This window comes from Colwellia sp. SU-HH00943, assembly GCF_057546125.1.
In genome coordinates, this window is record NZ_BAAJLW010000001.1 from 515888 (window position 1) to 531014 (window position 15127).

The 15127-nt window shown below is 37.9% G+C and carries 16 protein-coding genes; 6 read left to right on the forward strand and 10 right to left on the reverse strand.

Annotation, left to right across the window (positions count from 1 at the left end; all coding sequences use genetic code 11):
* Window positions 1-233 precede the first annotated feature (233 nt).
* Together AC27GZ_RS02215 and AC27GZ_RS02220 are read left to right on the forward strand one after the other, a co-directional pair.
* A complete protein-coding gene (locus AC27GZ_RS02215) occupies window positions 234-881 on the forward strand; it encodes a dUTP diphosphatase (RefSeq protein ID WP_487093245.1) in 648 nt (215 codons plus the stop codon).
* A gap of 217 nt (window positions 882-1098) precedes the next feature.
* Window positions 1099-1749, forward strand: coding sequence for a DUF2726 domain-containing protein (locus tag AC27GZ_RS02220; RefSeq protein ID WP_487093246.1), 651 nt, complete (start codon window positions 1099-1101; stop codon window positions 1747-1749).
* Window positions 1750-1842: 93 nt separating this feature from the next.
* Here the strand turns inward: AC27GZ_RS02220 and AC27GZ_RS02225 are convergent, their stop codons facing one another.
* Complete coding sequence (locus AC27GZ_RS02225; RefSeq protein WP_487093247.1) at window positions 1843-3927, reverse strand: M13 family metallopeptidase; 2085 nt, start codon at window positions 3925-3927, stop codon at window positions 1843-1845.
* Window positions 3928-4124: 197 nt separating this feature from the next.
* On the opposite strand from AC27GZ_RS02225, the gene mtnN reads away from it, so the two are divergent.
* The 4 genes from mtnN to AC27GZ_RS02245 are packed head-to-tail and all read left to right on the forward strand — an operon-like array spanning window position 4125 to window position 6963.
* Window positions 4125-4835, forward strand: coding sequence for a 5'-methylthioadenosine/S-adenosylhomocysteine nucleosidase (gene mtnN / locus AC27GZ_RS02230; RefSeq protein WP_487093248.1), 711 nt, complete (start codon window positions 4125-4127; stop codon window positions 4833-4835).
* Window positions 4836-4865: 30 nt separating this feature from the next.
* The gene (locus AC27GZ_RS02235; protein ID WP_487093249.1) at window positions 4866-5864 is read left to right on the forward strand and encodes a cobalamin biosynthesis protein CobD/CbiB; all 999 of its coding nucleotides are present in this window, start codon (window positions 4866-4868) and stop codon (window positions 5862-5864) included.
* 58 nt (window positions 5865-5922) lie between these two features.
* Window positions 5923-6327, forward strand: coding sequence for a rhodanese-like domain-containing protein (locus AC27GZ_RS02240; RefSeq protein ID WP_487093250.1), 405 nt, complete (start codon window positions 5923-5925; stop codon window positions 6325-6327).
* A gap of 9 nt (window positions 6328-6336) precedes the next feature.
* A complete protein-coding gene (locus AC27GZ_RS02245; RefSeq protein WP_487093251.1) occupies window positions 6337-6963 on the forward strand; it encodes a trimeric intracellular cation channel family protein in 627 nt (208 codons plus the stop codon).
* Window positions 6964-6981: 18 nt separating this feature from the next.
* Here the strand turns inward: AC27GZ_RS02245 and AC27GZ_RS02250 are convergent, their stop codons facing one another.
* From AC27GZ_RS02250 to AC27GZ_RS02290, 9 genes are all read right to left on the reverse strand, one after another.
* Entirely contained in the window at window positions 6982-7644 is a 663-nt protein-coding gene (locus AC27GZ_RS02250; RefSeq protein WP_487093252.1) for a lysophospholipid acyltransferase family protein, read from the reverse strand.
* Between the two features lie 32 nt (window positions 7645-7676).
* Window positions 7677-8000: a ribonuclease E inhibitor RraB gene (locus AC27GZ_RS02255; protein ID WP_487093253.1), complete on the reverse strand. Its 324-nt coding sequence runs from the start codon at window positions 7998-8000 to the stop codon at window positions 7677-7679.
* A gap of 117 nt (window positions 8001-8117) precedes the next feature.
* Window positions 8118-8585, reverse strand: coding sequence for a hypothetical protein (locus AC27GZ_RS02260; protein WP_487093254.1), 468 nt, complete (start codon window positions 8583-8585; stop codon window positions 8118-8120).
* Window positions 8585-9187 (reverse strand): DUF4136 domain-containing protein, encoded by a 603-nt coding sequence (locus tag AC27GZ_RS02265; protein WP_487093255.1) that lies wholly within the window; start codon window positions 9185-9187, stop codon window positions 8585-8587. Before AC27GZ_RS02265 ends, AC27GZ_RS02260 begins: the two co-directional genes overlap by 1 nt.
* A gap of 50 nt (window positions 9188-9237) precedes the next feature.
* Window positions 9238-11256, reverse strand: coding sequence for a TonB-dependent receptor plug domain-containing protein (locus AC27GZ_RS02270; protein ID WP_487093256.1), 2019 nt, complete (start codon window positions 11254-11256; stop codon window positions 9238-9240).
* A 158-nt stretch (window positions 11257-11414) separates the two neighbouring features.
* Entirely contained in the window at window positions 11415-11927 is a 513-nt protein-coding gene (locus tag AC27GZ_RS02275; RefSeq protein WP_487093257.1) for a nitrous oxide reductase accessory protein NosL, read from the reverse strand.
* A 23-nt stretch (window positions 11928-11950) separates the two neighbouring features.
* Window positions 11951-12769, reverse strand: a complete 819-nt coding sequence (locus AC27GZ_RS02280; RefSeq protein WP_487093258.1) for an ABC transporter permease — start codon at window positions 12767-12769, stop codon at window positions 11951-11953.
* Between the two features lie 2 nt (window positions 12770-12771).
* The gene (locus AC27GZ_RS02285; protein WP_487093259.1) at window positions 12772-13707 is read right to left on the reverse strand and encodes an ABC transporter ATP-binding protein; all 936 of its coding nucleotides are present in this window, start codon (window positions 13705-13707) and stop codon (window positions 12772-12774) included.
* Window positions 13704-15077 (reverse strand): nitrous oxide reductase family maturation protein NosD, encoded by a 1374-nt coding sequence (locus AC27GZ_RS02290; protein ID WP_487093260.1) that lies wholly within the window; start codon window positions 15075-15077, stop codon window positions 13704-13706. Before AC27GZ_RS02290 ends, AC27GZ_RS02285 begins: the two co-directional genes overlap by 4 nt.
* Window positions 15078-15127: the final 50 nt, after the last annotated feature.

Genomic DNA, 15127 nt, shown 5'->3' on the forward strand with positions numbered 1-15127 from the left:
GTTATGATCAATACCTGCAATCATTACCTACAAACAAGGCCTTGCTTTTCTTTGCATAGCATCTTTTTAATACTCGCAGAATGAGTAACTTTTTATTTCAATTAGTCTAACAACTCGCTTTAAAAACTGACGTTAAAAATAAACGATAAAAAATGACTAAATGCTTGTTAGTTCTCTACAGCTACGGCAAAATAACCGTGATCGAAATAAACAATCAGAGACCAGAGACAATAATGAGCGAACAACTTTCTACAGCCCTATCTATTGCCGAAAAGCAAATTAATCAAATGTTAACTATGCAAGATGCAATGAATTCTCGAGTCAGTGAAACATGGCGAGATAATGGTTACGAGTGGTATCGCGCTATTTGGGTAGAATGTGCTGAGATGCTTGATCACCATGGCTGGAAATGGTGGAAACATCAAGAAATTGATGTTGCTCAAGTACAACTTGAACTAGTTGATATTTTTCACTTTGGTTTAAGTTTACGCTTAATGACAGGTGACAATGTTGAGAGCATTTCTCGTGGCTTAGCCAAAGAATTACATCAAGGTACCGCTGAAGATGATTTTAAAATTGCTTTGGAGAATTTAGCGTCTGCTGCTGTTACTAATAAAGCCTTTGATGCTAAAGCGCTAGCTGATTGCATGTCTTTAATGGGTATGGATTTAAACGAATTATTCCGTCAGTATGTTGGTAAAAACACCTTAAATTTCTTCCGTCAAGATCATGGCTATAAAGATGGTAGTTATATTAAAGTATGGCATGGCAAAGAAGATAACGAAGTATTAGCTGACTTAGTAACTCGCCTAGACGCCTCTGCTGACGACTTTCAGCAACAGCTTTATAATGCTTTAGAAGCAGAATACCCAAGCGCTTAATCATCATTGGTTTAAGTTAGTTTACGTGGTGATAACTGCTCTATAGTACTAAAATCACCACGTTGTGCTTAGCTAATCACATTTTTTATCTTTCTATTTTTATCACTACAAGCCTCCTTGCTTTCTTTGGCACAAATTCTGCTTATTCAACAATAAGTCGACGTTTTACTTCCACAATCGAATAAAGCGTCAAGAATTTGAATCGTCGGAGATGCTTATGGAACTTATTTTATTTGCTTTAATCAGCCTAATTGTCATTGTTGGTGTTTTAGCAAGCCGTTTAAATGACAACAGTTTTCCTTTTCCTTTTGACAGTAAACAGTCAGTTTTTACGCCCGCTGAAAAAAACTTTCAAAACTTAGTTGAGCAAGCTATGGGAAATAAATACCGCATTATCAACCGTGTTAAATTAGCCGATATTGTCACTATTCGACAAGGTGTTTCTAGCCGAGCCAGCCAAAGTGCGGCTACGAATGCCGAAGGGAAGTATTTAGACTTTGTCATTTGTGATCGCAACTCGATGAAACTATTAGGGGCGATTGATTTAGTTGATACCCAAGGTAGAGGCTATAAAATCAAAAAAGATTGGTTTGTCAGTGGCGCACTTGAAGCAGCAGCAATTCCACATCTACGTATCAAAGTAAAAGCAAACTATACGTTAGACGAGATTCGCGCTTGTATTCACTCTAGATTACTGGGTAACCGCTCTCCTCTACCTAAAGTTAAAGGAAAGGTTATTCCTGCCCCACTGGTAAAAGCCAGACCAAAAAGTGTTGGCGCTTTAACACCTGCAGCCGCTCAAGCAGAGTTAGCTCAGCAAATGCCGCCACAACTTTCGGGTCAAAATATCGCAGCACTACCGCATTAATAGCCTGATATTTTACTGACAACCAATAGTTAATAAAAAACCAGCAAAATTGCTGGTTTTTTTATGGCTTAAATAGCAAGTTTTTAAATTCAATTACCAGATTTTAACACGCTCTTCTTCAGGTAAATATAAAGCATCACCTTCTTTAATATCAAACAAGGTATAAAATTCAGGTATATTTCTTACTACCCCATTCACTCTAAATTTTGCCGGTGAGTGAGGATCTGTTTTTACTTGAACTCTTAACGCTTCATCACGCATTATTTTTTGCCATGATTTACCCCAAGACAAAAGTACTCTTTGCTCACCCGTAAAGCCATCCATCGATGGAGATTCTTCCCCCGATAAAGATTTTTTATAAGCCGCTAGCGCGATACTTAAACCACCTAAATCACCAATATTTTCACCTAAAGTAAAAGTACCATTAACATGCAAATCATCAAAAACTTGGAAGCTATCATACTGAGCAACTAATCGATTAGTTCTTTGCTTAAATTTTTCTTTATCTTCGTCTGTCCACCAATTACGTAAAACACCATCGCCATCAAAAGTAGCGCCACTATCATCGAAGCCGTGACCAATTTCGTGACCAATAATCGCACCTATAGCGCCGTAATTCACCGCATCTTCAGCATTTAAGTCAAAATAAGGTGGTTGCAATATAGCAGCAGGAAAGACTATTTCATTCATAGGAGGATTGTAATAGGCATTAACCGTTTGTGGTGTCATTGCCCACTCATGTTTTTGTACTGGGCCATGTTGTTTAGCTAAATTTTGTTGATATACCACCAAATTAGCTCGCTCAATATTGCCGACAAGATCATCACGCGCTACTGTTAAGCCGCTATAGTCTTTCCAAATATCAGGATAACCAATTTTAGGCGTAAATTTAGAGAGTTTATCTAATGCTTGTATTTTGGTTTCTTCACTCATCCAGTCCAACTGCTTAATACTGTCTTCATAAGCGGCGAGCAAGTTATCAACTAACTTGAGCATTTTCTCTTTCGCTTGTGGTGGAAAATGACGTTTAACATACACTTTACCAACCACTTCGCCTAAATGATTATTCACTATCGACACACCACGACGCCAATCAGGTAAAGGTGCTTCAATACCTCTTAACTCTTTAGAATAAAAAGCAAAATGCTCATCATCTATCGCTTGACTTAATGAGGTTGAGTTCGCATTAAGTGCTCCCCACTTAAGAAATATTTGCCAGTCTTTAAGATCGGTTGAGGTGATAATCTCATTAAGTGCTTTTTGATAGTCAAGTTGCGTGATCACCAAACCATCAATATCGGCGATGCCTGCTTCTGCTAAATAACCTTGCCAATTAAACGTTGGCATAATGGTTTTTAACTCGGTTAATGGAATCTTATTGTATAGGGCAACCATATCGCGGGTTTGCTCTTTTTTCATATGCTGTGCTGCTAAGCGAGTTTCAAGTGCCATAATAACCTTGGCAGACTGAGCCGCGTTTTCTATTCCAGCAAGATTAAACATATTCTCAATGTGTTCTAGATATTTAGCACGGATGCCTATTGATTTTTCATCTTCTGTAAAATAATACTCTCGATCTGGCAGCCCTAACCCCGCTTGCCAGGTATACATCATGTAAGTGTTAGGGTTTTTAAAATCGACATATTGCCCTAAAGAAAATGGCGTTCCGTAACCCAATTTATTCGCTGCAGCAAAATACACTGCTAATTCATCGTAATTACTAATCGCCGCAATTTTTTCAAATTCACTGGTCAAAGGCTCGGCAGCTAATTCGTTACGCTTTTCTCGATTCATGTAAGAAAAATATAAATCACCAACTTTTTGCTCATCACTGCCTTGCGCAAATTCTCCACTCGCAGATTCGTCAATGATGGTTTTTATATTCGCTTGCGATTCTTCATGCACGATATACCCCACACCATAACTTGCCTTATCGGCGGGTATTTCAGTATTTGCCATCCATGTGCCATTAACATAGGCATGAAAGTCATCACCAGGTTTGATGCTCAAATCCATATCCTTTAGGTACAAGCCTGATGTTAAATCTGCGGTGCTGATAGCTGGAGTTTTGTCAGCAACCATAGACGACTTATCTACTTCTTGATTTGGTCCACAAGCACTCAAGATCAGTGAAGTCAGTAATAGGCTTGGTATAAGTAACTGCTTTTTAATTATCATTATTTTTCCTTGTTCGGTAATAAGTTTATTTTTAAAACCTCTTTACCTCACCCATACTAGTGAACAATTTTTGAACTAGCAAGCTACCTCTTCCGTAACACGGTATTTCGTGAAAACATCTGACTTCACTACAGATTTTTCCCCATACTCAGGTTATAATTCTGTCATTATTAAGTAAAAACAAAGAAGACACTCAAATGAAAGCAGGTATTATTGGCGCTATGGAGCCAGAAGTTGCTATTTTAAAAGAAAGATTAAGCAACCCTAAAACCAGTACTCACGCAGGCTATACGTTTTACCAAGGTCAACTTGACGGAAATGAAGTGATTATTGTGCAATCTGGTATTGGCAAAGTGGCTGCTGCATTAGCTACGGCGCTTTTGATTGATAAATTCCAGCCTGATTATGTAGTCAATACAGGCTCTGCAGGAGGCTTTGATGCTTCACTTAAAGTTGGAGATATTGTTGTTAGCTCAGAAGTCAGGTATCACGATGTTGATGTCACCGCCTTTGGATATGAAATAGGTCAATTACCTGCCAACCCCGCAGCTTTTCTTCCTCACCCAATGCTGGTATCCGCAGCAAAAGAAGGTATTGCTAGCTTAACAGATATCAAAACAATGGTCGGTTTAATTACCACGGGCGATACCTTCATGACGAAAGAAGATGATATTGCTAAAGCACGTGCTAACTTTCCTGACATGGCAGCCGTGGAAATGGAAGGAGCTGCTATCGCTCATACCTGTCACCAGTTCAGTGTACCTTTTGTAATCATTCGCTCACTCTCTGATATTGCTGGTAAAGAATCTCCCACCTCATTCGAAGAGTATCTAGAAACCGCATCAGTGAATTCGTCGCAATTAGTACTTAATATGCTTAATGCCCTAAAAGGCAAAGTTCTGAATTAATCACGCGCTAATATAACTCATATGGATATAATGACTGATTTACATAATACTGATTTACCTAATATAACGGCGTTTAGTTATCAATTATTAATACTGATAACTGCTATTGCCGGTAAAAGTATTATCAGTCATTTTGTCGCACACGAGCCACTCAAATTTTTTCAATTTTATTGCCAAAAACTCAGTGATAAAGTCAATAAAGCTGAGAACTCGAAGCAACAACAAACCATTTCTGGCTTGGTAGCAATAGTTATAACACTCACGCCTATTGCGGTAATTTTATATTTATTTGAAGCCTTTATTGAAGTTGATTTTTTATGGAAAACCTTTTTACTTTACCTTGCTTTAGGCTCATTTGGTTTGTCTCAACTAACTAAGTCAGTTGCGCAAGCGATAGTCGCTAAAAAAAATTACCTCGCTAAAGCAACTCTATCCCCATTGGTGTTAAGGGAAACCGAGCCGCTATCAGAGTTGGGATTAAGTAAAGCAACCATTGAAATGAAATTGCTGCGTACAATACAACAAGGTTTTTCAGTCGCGGTTGTTTTTCTGCTAGCTGGCCCCTTAACTGCATTAATCTTCAGGTTATTACTTGAAATGCATTATTGTTGGAACAGCAAGCTCGAAAAATTTAATCACTTTGGTTTGTACGCTAAGTTATTTGTTAACTTATTACAGTGGCTACCAGTCAGGATTTTTGCATTACTCATACTTTTTACTGGTGTAGGCAAAAACTTTTTATTATTTTGGCGATTAAGTAAAAAACACTTCTTTAAGCTAAATAATAATATTGCTTTATTACTACTCGCCTTATCGTTAGAAGTAAAACTTGGCGGTGTAGCTATGTATGCCAATAGTAATGGTAGCAAAACTAAATTACGTAAAGTCAGCTTTAATGATTTAGCGAGACAACCACAGGCTACAGATATTATTCACGCCAATAATAAAATAACCTACTTACTCACCTTCAGTTTAATTTGTCTCATTGCGCTTGCCTTGGCAAACGAATTCATTGTCGCCAATATTTAGTAAATAGTTAGTAATTAAGATAAACTAATATTTTCATTAGCCGCTTGAAGAGATCAAAATGTTAAAAATAAACCGTTTATTTATTTTACTGTTAAGTGTTTTTGCTTTCGCTGCATTGGCAGCTAAAACAGTAGAGATTTCACAACAAGAATTACGCGCATCTCTTGCTAAAAGTGGCTCCAATATTGTGCTGTTAGATGTTCGTTCCCAAGATGAATATAATAAAGGCCACATTGCTGGCGCGATAAATATTAGCTATGAAAAAATAGAAGATAAATTAGCACAATTATCGCAATACCAACAAAAAACTGTGGTGGTATATTGCCGCTCTGGTCGACGTGCAGGCATTGCTGAAGAGATACTTGCTAATAATGGCTTTAACAATTTACTCCACTTGCAAGGTGATATGAATGGCTGGCTTGAGGCAAAGTTACCCGTTGTAAGTAATAAACAACCGCACTAACCCCTCATCATGAATGAACTTTTATACTGGTTAGATTTATTTGGAATTATTGTTTTTGCGCTGTCAGGCGCTTTAATGGCTGGCCGGTATAAATTAGATCCTTTTGGTGTAGTAGTACTTGCGGCAGTAACAGCCATTGGTGGCGGTACAATACGAGACGTTATTCTACAAACCCCAGTATTTTGGGTAATTAACCCTTATTACCTTTATGTTATTTTACTCACTGCCTTACTGACGATTATTTTTGTTCGTCAACCTAAGCGTATCCCAAAACGGTTTTTACTTATTGCTGATGCATTTGGTTTAGCGCTGTTTGCTGTTGTTGGAACACAAAAGTCATTGTCTTTAGGCGCACCATTTTCGGTAGCAATAGTGATGGGAACAATCACAGGCGTGGCTGGAGGTATGATCCGTGATGTTCTATGTAACGTGATTCCAATGATTTTACGACAAGAAATTTATGCGCTGGCAGCGATGTTAGGGGGCAGTTTATTTGTTGGTTTACGTTATTTATCTTGGCCTGAAAACGAAGCAACTATCGTCGCCGTATTAGGAGCGCTATTGTTAAGGTTGGCGGCTATTTATTGGCAAGTTTCATTGCCTGCATTTCACATTAACGAAAAAGATAAAGGGTAAAGCAAATTATTAACTTGCTTAGTTATATTGATCAAAAACAGCACTCATATCTTGATATGTTTTCTCGTACCAGCCTTCTTCAATAGTAATCGCTGGTAAAGCCTCTACTTCAATAACACCACTTTTGGCCGTTTTGGCTGACTCATTATAAATAGATAAAACATTTTTAATAACAAGTGGTTGTGCCTTTAACTTTAACTTTTCAACAATCAATTTAGTGCCACCTTCAAACGGCTCAATCTTACCCGATTGCGAACGTGTGCCTTCTGGAAAAATAATCACTTTTTTCCCTTTGCAGCCTTTAATATCTTTAAGCAGCTTTATAATGGCTTTTCTATCTTGTTGATCCACCGTAATGTGCCCAACTAAATCTACAATTCTAGAGACGGGCCATTTATCCATAATGCCTGTACGACCAACAAAGCGAACATCATTGCCAATTAGATCTTCTAAAGCAAAAATATCCATCATGGTTTGATGGTTGGCAATTAAAATATCTGTATCTTCATCAATAGTGCCTGTTAAGTTAACCGTTGCACCAGCATTTCTAACAATATTGATACTAAAAAAGCGACGATATCGGTTGAATCGTTCGCCATGACGCTTACACAGAGAAAGGGCTACTGACTCAGCGGCTATCGTTAAATAAACTTTGTATTTTTTTATCGTAAAGGACAACATAAATGTGATATTTTTTGACTTATTAAAAGCGCTTAAGCCTCTATTCCCCAACCATCATTGTAACCAGAAAACTTTGCGGCTATTTTTTCAAAATCAGCTTCTTGCTCTATTATTTTATCGTAGCTTGGTAACATTGAAATCGTACAATCTACATCCCACACATTTGGGGTTTCATCTTCATGAACACTCACGTTAACTTCAGGCATATTTTGATTAATATAATCAGCCATCGCTTGAGCTTGAGCTTGTTGTTCAAATAATTGAAAAAACACCACATCATGAATCACTGTAAGATCAACACCTGCTTGCTGCATTTCAGCGAGTACCTGACCTGTTTCATCTGTGGGGAAATCCATATATGTTTTCTCTATATTCTAAACTGAGCGTGAAATTTACTGGCAGGTATTATAAACAGTGAATTGCGCCTTGAATAGTTTTTTGAAAACTTTTGTTGTTACGCAACATCCTTGCAACTAATACGAACAGCGATTTTGATGGCATTGTGCCCCTAAAGGTTGCTGCTCATCATAAAGCTTTTGGCAATCGCCATTAGGTAGGCCACTATTTTTCTGTTGTGAAGCGACCTTGAGTAAAATTGCCGCCCCTGTTGCATTCACAGAAACAATGCAACCAACTGCTTGGTTATGGGTATGTACCAAAAAACATTGACTATCTGTATCACAATCTTGATTGCTGTTAATAATCTGTAATTGAGACTTTTCAGCTGAGCTTAACAGCGTTTTTTGAGCACTAAAAGGATTATTTTTACGTGCCTCTTTTTGTTTTTGTTGCTGCGCTTCTTGCACTAATTTCGCCTTTAACTTAGTAGTAACTTCTTCATTTTCTTTTAATAAATACCCTAAAAAGAGTAATACCATTAAAAAAGCACAAACAACAATCACAGTGATAGTTAACCATTTAAAGGCCGTACGATAAAACATTACTGTGCTTGCCTATTACTTAGATACGCTGTGGGGTATTGCGCTAGCATAGCTTTCACTGCATGTTGTATTTTATTGTTTTTTTCAGCGCTATTATCATCTGCTTTGATATTTAAGTGATAGACACTACGCCATACCGAGCGCTGTTTCTTAGGATCGACTAAATCTAAAATTAGACTACCATTATCTGCCCTCGTGTAAGTATTCTCTTTTTGCCACGCCGTTGCCCGAAGGCAATGCTGACAAAAATGCACAATTTTATTATAATTTGAATAATTAAAGCGATTATTATCAAAAAGATAATAAGTCACGATGATGTCGGCTTGCTCAAGCTCAGAATAATTAAACTGTTTTTGCGACATAGTTTTTTCAATGGCTAACTCTATCGAATTTCGGTGGGAATCAAGTAAACTCTGTGCTTCTGTAAAGTCAGAGTTTCGACCATACAAGCTGTACTTTTGAACTGCAGAAAAATTAAATTTCTCATAATAGACAGCTCCTGCTTTGCCACCTGTTGAGCAAGCATTAAGCAGAGGTAATAAAACAAGAAAAGCTAAAGCTTTTTTCACCATAATAGACTTAAAAGAGATAAGTAAATACATCGACTTAGACTACCAAGGACATTCTAACAAGTCTAATACAACCACTAGCTTTAATAGTTGATTGAAAAATTGAGGAAAACACCGCGAGCATGTGATTGTGGATAAGTATTGGTTGATCGTTGCCCCATTTCAGGAAACCAAACCTCTTTATCAAGTAAATTATCAGCAAAAATAGATATTTCAGCGTTCTGCCATTGAGGTTTATCAAGTAATTGTCCTATATTGGCAACCAAGTTGATACTTAATAAATTAACCGCATCAGCATCGGGATTGACCACAATAGCAGAGCTACCGGGTAAGTCTTCTAGCTTGGTTACGGCCCCTAAATAGTTATTCCATAGACTCGCCGTTAAACCATTTTCTAGCGAATAGCTAAATCCTAATTTCACCATCACTTTAGAAGCCATCATGACATCATTAAGCCCCATGTCATCTTCAGTTTGTTGATAGCTGGCATTACCTTGAAATTGAAGGTTTGATGTAATAGCCCAGCGCCCTTCAAATTCAATACCGTTATAGCTGATTTCTTGTGCTAAATTAACAAAGGTCGCTCTACCGCCAACCCGTCTACGACCAATTAAGTCATCTGTTACACTGTGATATAGAGTTGAAGTAAGCATTGAATGAGGAGTTGTATAAATAACTTGTAGCTCAGAGGTTTGAATCGTTTCTGGTTTGAGGTCTGGGTTACCTTGCAAAAAACCAGACTGAAAACCAATTTCAGTGCCAAAAGGTGAGCGATATGCTTCCGCAAATAGTGCCTTCATTGACCATTTTTCATCAAATTTTTGAACAATAGCGATGCGTGGTGATAACTTTCCTTCTTGCTCTTCCGGCTTATTCCACTGAGCGCCTGCGGTAATTTTAGTGCCGGTACTGAAGCGATAGTCAAACTGACCATACAAACTATTTCGCTTACTTTTATAACGCCCCCCGCGAATACCTAAGTCCCCTTGAACATGGTCTTGCACCATACCTAATACCACATCAATACTGTCGCTTATTTTGCCGTTTACAGTAAGCTCGTATAAATAGCCATCTGTAATAAAGCTATTCTCAAAAGGAGGCGGCACATCAAAGTTTACCTTATTAAGCGTATAGTTTAGTGCTGTACTCCAATCTTCATTAAACTGATAATCATAACTCAGATTCACATATTCACGTGTATGTTTCCAATCACTTAACCCTGACCAACGAAAAGAACCTGTAATACTAGATAACTCAATTTCACTCGTCATAGCCTCAATAGCAAAACCTTTATAGTTAGCATCTAATCTGGCAAAAAAACCATCTCGATATAATTGACTACTTCCCAGTTGATATACTGAATCTATCGCTGTGATTACCTCGCCATCATCTGAAAGTTTGTTGTAGTGTGCCGAAACGCCTGCATCATCTCCATTGCTAGCATAACCGTTAACGCCTAACTTTGTATAACCTCTACTACCAACCATAACATTAACACCAGCGCCCACGCCTTGCTCTGACGATTTAGTGATTATATTAATAGTGCCGCTAAAGGCATTACTTCCATAAAGCACTGAACCGGGCCCTCGAACCACTTCAATTCGCTCAATAGCATTGATAGGAAACATTAAATTAATATCAGTATGACGACCGCCATTTTGAGACTCTCGAAGGGGGCGGCCATTAATTAAATATAAGATATGATTGTTCAGATGTTGAGTAGCACCTGCACGCATGGTACTAGCAGAGGCACTAAATGTATAAGAGTCAAATAAGTAAAAATTAGGGATTCGAAGCAATACATCTTTTAAATTACGCGCGCCAAATGCTCGAATATCCGCTGAGGTATATACACTCACCACGCCTGGTGCTTCATAAATTGATTCTTCTCGCTTAGAAACCGTTACAACATTTATTTTTTGTAATTCTTCTAAAGATAGATCTAATAAATCATCGATTTCATCACTATGAGCGTTGAGGGCAAACGAGACTATTAATGCTGTTACTACCTGTTTAAAGCACTGGGGTATAATTTTTCTCAACTTTTCATTTTTATTTTTATTTTTATTTTTATTTTTATTTAAATATGCGTTTATGAGCATTAATTCAGCCTATATAACTTATCAAGATAGATGTGTCCTATTCTCAGGTTCATAGTTATGGAGGGCCTGACAAACCTTTACTGAAAAGTTAATTTAATATTTAGCAATAACATAATGCTAAGTATAGACAACAAGAATGATGTCGACAAAAAAATAAACTACATTAATATTTCATAAGTAATTTCATTAAAGCTTAAGACCTGACCACCAAACTCTTTAGCAAATGCGTTGGCATCAGCTTGTTGACTGAAACTCGCGAGTGTTTCACCCATCGCACCTGTTTTTTCAGAGCCGGCTACATACCAAGCGCTTTTGCCATCAATAAAGTATTTATCATCAATCCCTTCGCTTTCCCATGGCATTTTGCTCATATCATGAACAAGTAGTTGCGCAACATTACGGGTGTTTTCTGGATCTAAATAATAGCTGAACATATCACGCGTTGAGCAAAATTTATAAACTGTACTGCCTTGCTCTTTGCGAAATACTTCTCCCTTTGGGCCATCAAAGCGCGTAATTAACATACCGCATAAATGACATTCATCCCCTGTTTCCATTGCTACCGCTTTATGCAGCATTGTTTGCTGCTCAGAGTTATCTGAACAGGCAATCAAAGAGGTGGCAATCAAAACGAGTAAAGTCAGTAACGCTAATAATTTATATGCTTTCATGGTAAGTATTCTCTATGGATAAACTAAAGTTTCTTTTGCTTAAAAATCAAAATCGCCAAGGATAAAGGCAAAACAACCCAGGCGACTAATGCTGAAATTAACTGTGTTTGTGATAAGCTCGCATTGATGGCAACCGCCAATGCACCATTTACATCACTACTTTCTAAGCCAGCTAAATTCACTAAGCGAAAAATATCAGTTGGGTTTAGCATCATTAACTGTGTTAACCCTTGTTGAGTCACCCCTTCTTCAACACCGACTAATAAGGCCAATAAAGCCAAGTCAAAGGCTAAGGCAAACAAAAACCAAGTAATCAGCGCAAAACCAGCGGCTTTAGATTTTTCACTAACCGACAAACTAATTAAATAAGCAATGGCAGTAAAACTCAGTCCTAACAAAATAGCCGTTAATATAAATAAACTAAACGCGGTTAAAATGGCCGTGTCATCCAATTGAAAATATAGCAAGACAGCTGAAGCACCAAAACCTAACAAGGTTGCTAGCGCAATAATGCCTCCTTGACCAATAAATTTACCTAACAACAACTGGCTTTTACTAAGCGGGTAAGTTAACAATAATAATAAAGTCCCACTTTCTTGCTCACCAACAAAACTGTCGTAGCTAAGCAATAAAGCTATTAATGGGATAAGAAAAACCGCTAAACTGGCTAAGCTGGCTACCGTCGTTGAAAGTGAGGTTACCCCCACAGCACCAGATGCTGCGGCGCCAAAGTAGGTTAAACCAATAGAAAGTAGGGCAAAAATAAGTGTGATAGAGACTAGCCAGCGATTTCGTAAACCATCATGAAACTCTTTATTAGCAACGGTAAAAATTTGCTTCATGTTTACTGCCCTCCTTTAGCTTGCGGCTCATTTTTTTCAAGCTCATGTTGCGCTAAAAAGTGCTGATATACTTGCTCCAAATTAGCTGATTCAACATGAATGTCATCTAAGCCATTTAAGCTTAATAATTGCTTTAACACTTGCAATTTATCCTGCTCAGGTACCATTAAAGTATGCTGACAAGCGGTTGTTAAAAAGCTATTAAGTATACTATCCTCAGCAACAGCGCCATTGAGACCATGTGGTTTAATGACAACAGGTAATGCAGCTTGTTGGCGTAATTCATTCAATGTGCCCATGGCTAGTAATTTTCCTGCCGATAAAATCATCGCTCTATCAATATGCTGCTCGACGCCGGGCAAAACATGCGAGCACAAAATAACACTTGAGCCATTTGATTTAAGTTGATCGACCGTCTGATAAAAGTCACGAGTAGCAATAGGATCTAAACCAACCGTTGGCTCATCAAGTAATAATAATTTAGGCTCACCAATAAAAGCTTGAGCTAACCCCAATCGTTGACGCATTCCTTTTGAATAGGTTTTAACCTGTCGCTTCATCGCATGCGTAATACCTACTTGCTCAAGTAAGTCTATGGCCTGCTTTTTGTTAAAGCCTTTGAGTTTAGCAAAGTAAGTAAGCACTTCCAAACCGGTTAGTTGCTCATAAAAACTAACATTTTCAGGTAAATAGCCCACTCTACTACGACAATGCCAAGCTGCTTTTGAATCAGGCGCCATCCCCATTACTTCAACCTTGCCATGCGTCGGTGAAATAACCCCTAGAATTAACTTCATCATAGTCGTTTTGCCTGCGCCATTATGACCAAACAAGCCCAGTACTTCACCTTCACTGAGTGACATGGTCATTGCACTTAAGGCGTCTAATTGACCATAGGTTTTTCCTGCCTCAACTAATGAGACGAGTGGAGTATTCATAATCGTTTTTCCTGTGGATCTAACACTGCTTCATGGCTAGCGAGCGAGACTTGCGTATTTAATAAAGTCAGGTGCTCAGCTTGGGGCGACATCAGTGGATAACTATCTTTTACACCGGGTGGTTTTAACACTGGAAATTGCTTTTGAACCCAGCGCAAAATTAAAATAGCAGGGCTATCCATAATCATTTTCATCTCCGGATACTGCCAAACAAGCTTATCAATACCATCATTGGGCTCAAAAACCGCATCACCAATACCATCATTATTCATATCCCAACCTAGGTAGTTGCTCCAATAATTACCAACACCGTCTTTGCTCCATTCTTGTTTCGCATTAGACACATACTTAACTTGCGTGGGGTTATTGATAAAGCTATTGCCGTAAATTTTGATATTTTTTGAACCTGCCGTTAAGTGAATACCTATCTCTGCAGTATCAATAATATTATTTTCTAAGGTATTAAAGCCTGAGTTATATACAAACAAACCTTTACCATCACGACCTAGCACTTTATTTTCAGGCTTAGTCCAAACATTTTTAATGTAATTATTGCTAAAGGTGGATTGAGTAATAAAGTTGAGTAAGAAGCCGTAGTCTTCACTATCGATGGTTTTATTATCAACAATAGTTAGGCGTCTTGAACTCATTAAGGCGTAACCTGCACGGGTATTGTAAGCAAAGTTGCCTTTAACGGTATTATCGTAAGAGTACATATAGTGAATACCATAACGCAGGTGATGCATGGTATTACCTTCAATTAAATTGTTTTGGCTAGAAATAACATAAATACCATCGCGCACTTCAGAGGTTTCATTATTAAATACATGGCTATGGGTAACATTAGCTATTTGTATGCCATTGCCTCTGTCAGCTGAGCGAAGTGCTAAATTGCCTTTCACCTTATTATTAAACACCTTAGACTTGGTAATATGATTTAACCAAATACCAAAGCCATCCCCTGATAAGGTATTATTCTTAATTTCTAAAGAAGAAACCCTTTCACCATTTACTTTTTCATTAGAATAAATACCGGCATGTTGCTCAGTAAGGTTACTACCCCAGTTGATAATGCTCAGATTATCTAAGGTAATATTGGAGTTTTTGAGCACCAGTGCATGTCCTTGCCCTTTAGCATCAATAACGGCGGCCTGGCTACTTCCTTTATTTTGGCCTCGCAAGGTAATTTGCTTTTCGATAACAAAATTACCGAAATAATGCCCTGCATTAAGTACAATAACATCGCCGTTTTGGCTAGCATCAAGCACTTTTTGCAAATCATCTGAGGCATTAACGACATATTCTGCAGCATTAAGCAATTGGCTACACAAGCAAGTTAACACAAATAATAAAAACTGAATTTTTTTCATGCTCAGCAAGAGTAATTAAACACTGAATATAACAATAGTTGCAGCATAGC

Coding starts and splice junctions, on each gene's coding strand:
- AC27GZ_RS02215 (WP_487093245.1), top strand. CDS start 234: ATGAGCGAACAACTTTCTACAGCCCTATCTATTGCCGAAAAGCAAATT.
- AC27GZ_RS02220 (WP_487093246.1), top strand. CDS start 1,099: ATGGAACTTATTTTATTTGCTTTAATCAGCCTAATTGTCATTGTTGGT.
- AC27GZ_RS02225 (WP_487093247.1), bottom strand. CDS start 3,927: ATGATAATTAAAAAGCAGTTACTTATACCAAGCCTATTACTGACTTCA.
- mtnN (WP_487093248.1), top strand. CDS start 4,125: ATGAAAGCAGGTATTATTGGCGCTATGGAGCCAGAAGTTGCTATTTTA.
- AC27GZ_RS02235 (WP_487093249.1), top strand. CDS start 4,866: ATGACTGATTTACATAATACTGATTTACCTAATATAACGGCGTTTAGT.
- AC27GZ_RS02240 (WP_487093250.1), top strand. CDS start 5,923: ATGTTAAAAATAAACCGTTTATTTATTTTACTGTTAAGTGTTTTTGCT.
- AC27GZ_RS02245 (WP_487093251.1), top strand. CDS start 6,337: ATGAATGAACTTTTATACTGGTTAGATTTATTTGGAATTATTGTTTTT.
- AC27GZ_RS02250 (WP_487093252.1), bottom strand. CDS start 7,644: ATGTTGTCCTTTACGATAAAAAAATACAAAGTTTATTTAACGATAGCC.
- AC27GZ_RS02255 (WP_487093253.1), bottom strand. CDS start 8,000: ATGGATTTCCCCACAGATGAAACAGGTCAGGTACTCGCTGAAATGCAG.
- AC27GZ_RS02260 (WP_487093254.1), bottom strand. CDS start 8,585: ATGTTTTATCGTACGGCCTTTAAATGGTTAACTATCACTGTGATTGTT.
- AC27GZ_RS02265 (WP_487093255.1), bottom strand. CDS start 9,187: ATGTATTTACTTATCTCTTTTAAGTCTATTATGGTGAAAAAAGCTTTA.
- AC27GZ_RS02270 (WP_487093256.1), bottom strand. CDS start 11,256: ATGCTCATAAACGCATATTTAAATAAAAATAAAAATAAAAATAAAAAT.
- AC27GZ_RS02275 (WP_487093257.1), bottom strand. CDS start 11,927: ATGAAAGCATATAAATTATTAGCGTTACTGACTTTACTCGTTTTGATT.
- AC27GZ_RS02280 (WP_487093258.1), bottom strand. CDS start 12,769: ATGAAGCAAATTTTTACCGTTGCTAATAAAGAGTTTCATGATGGTTTA.
- AC27GZ_RS02285 (WP_487093259.1), bottom strand. CDS start 13,707: ATGAATACTCCACTCGTCTCATTAGTTGAGGCAGGAAAAACCTATGGT.
- AC27GZ_RS02290 (WP_487093260.1), bottom strand. CDS start 15,077: ATGAAAAAAATTCAGTTTTTATTATTTGTGTTAACTTGCTTGTGTAGC.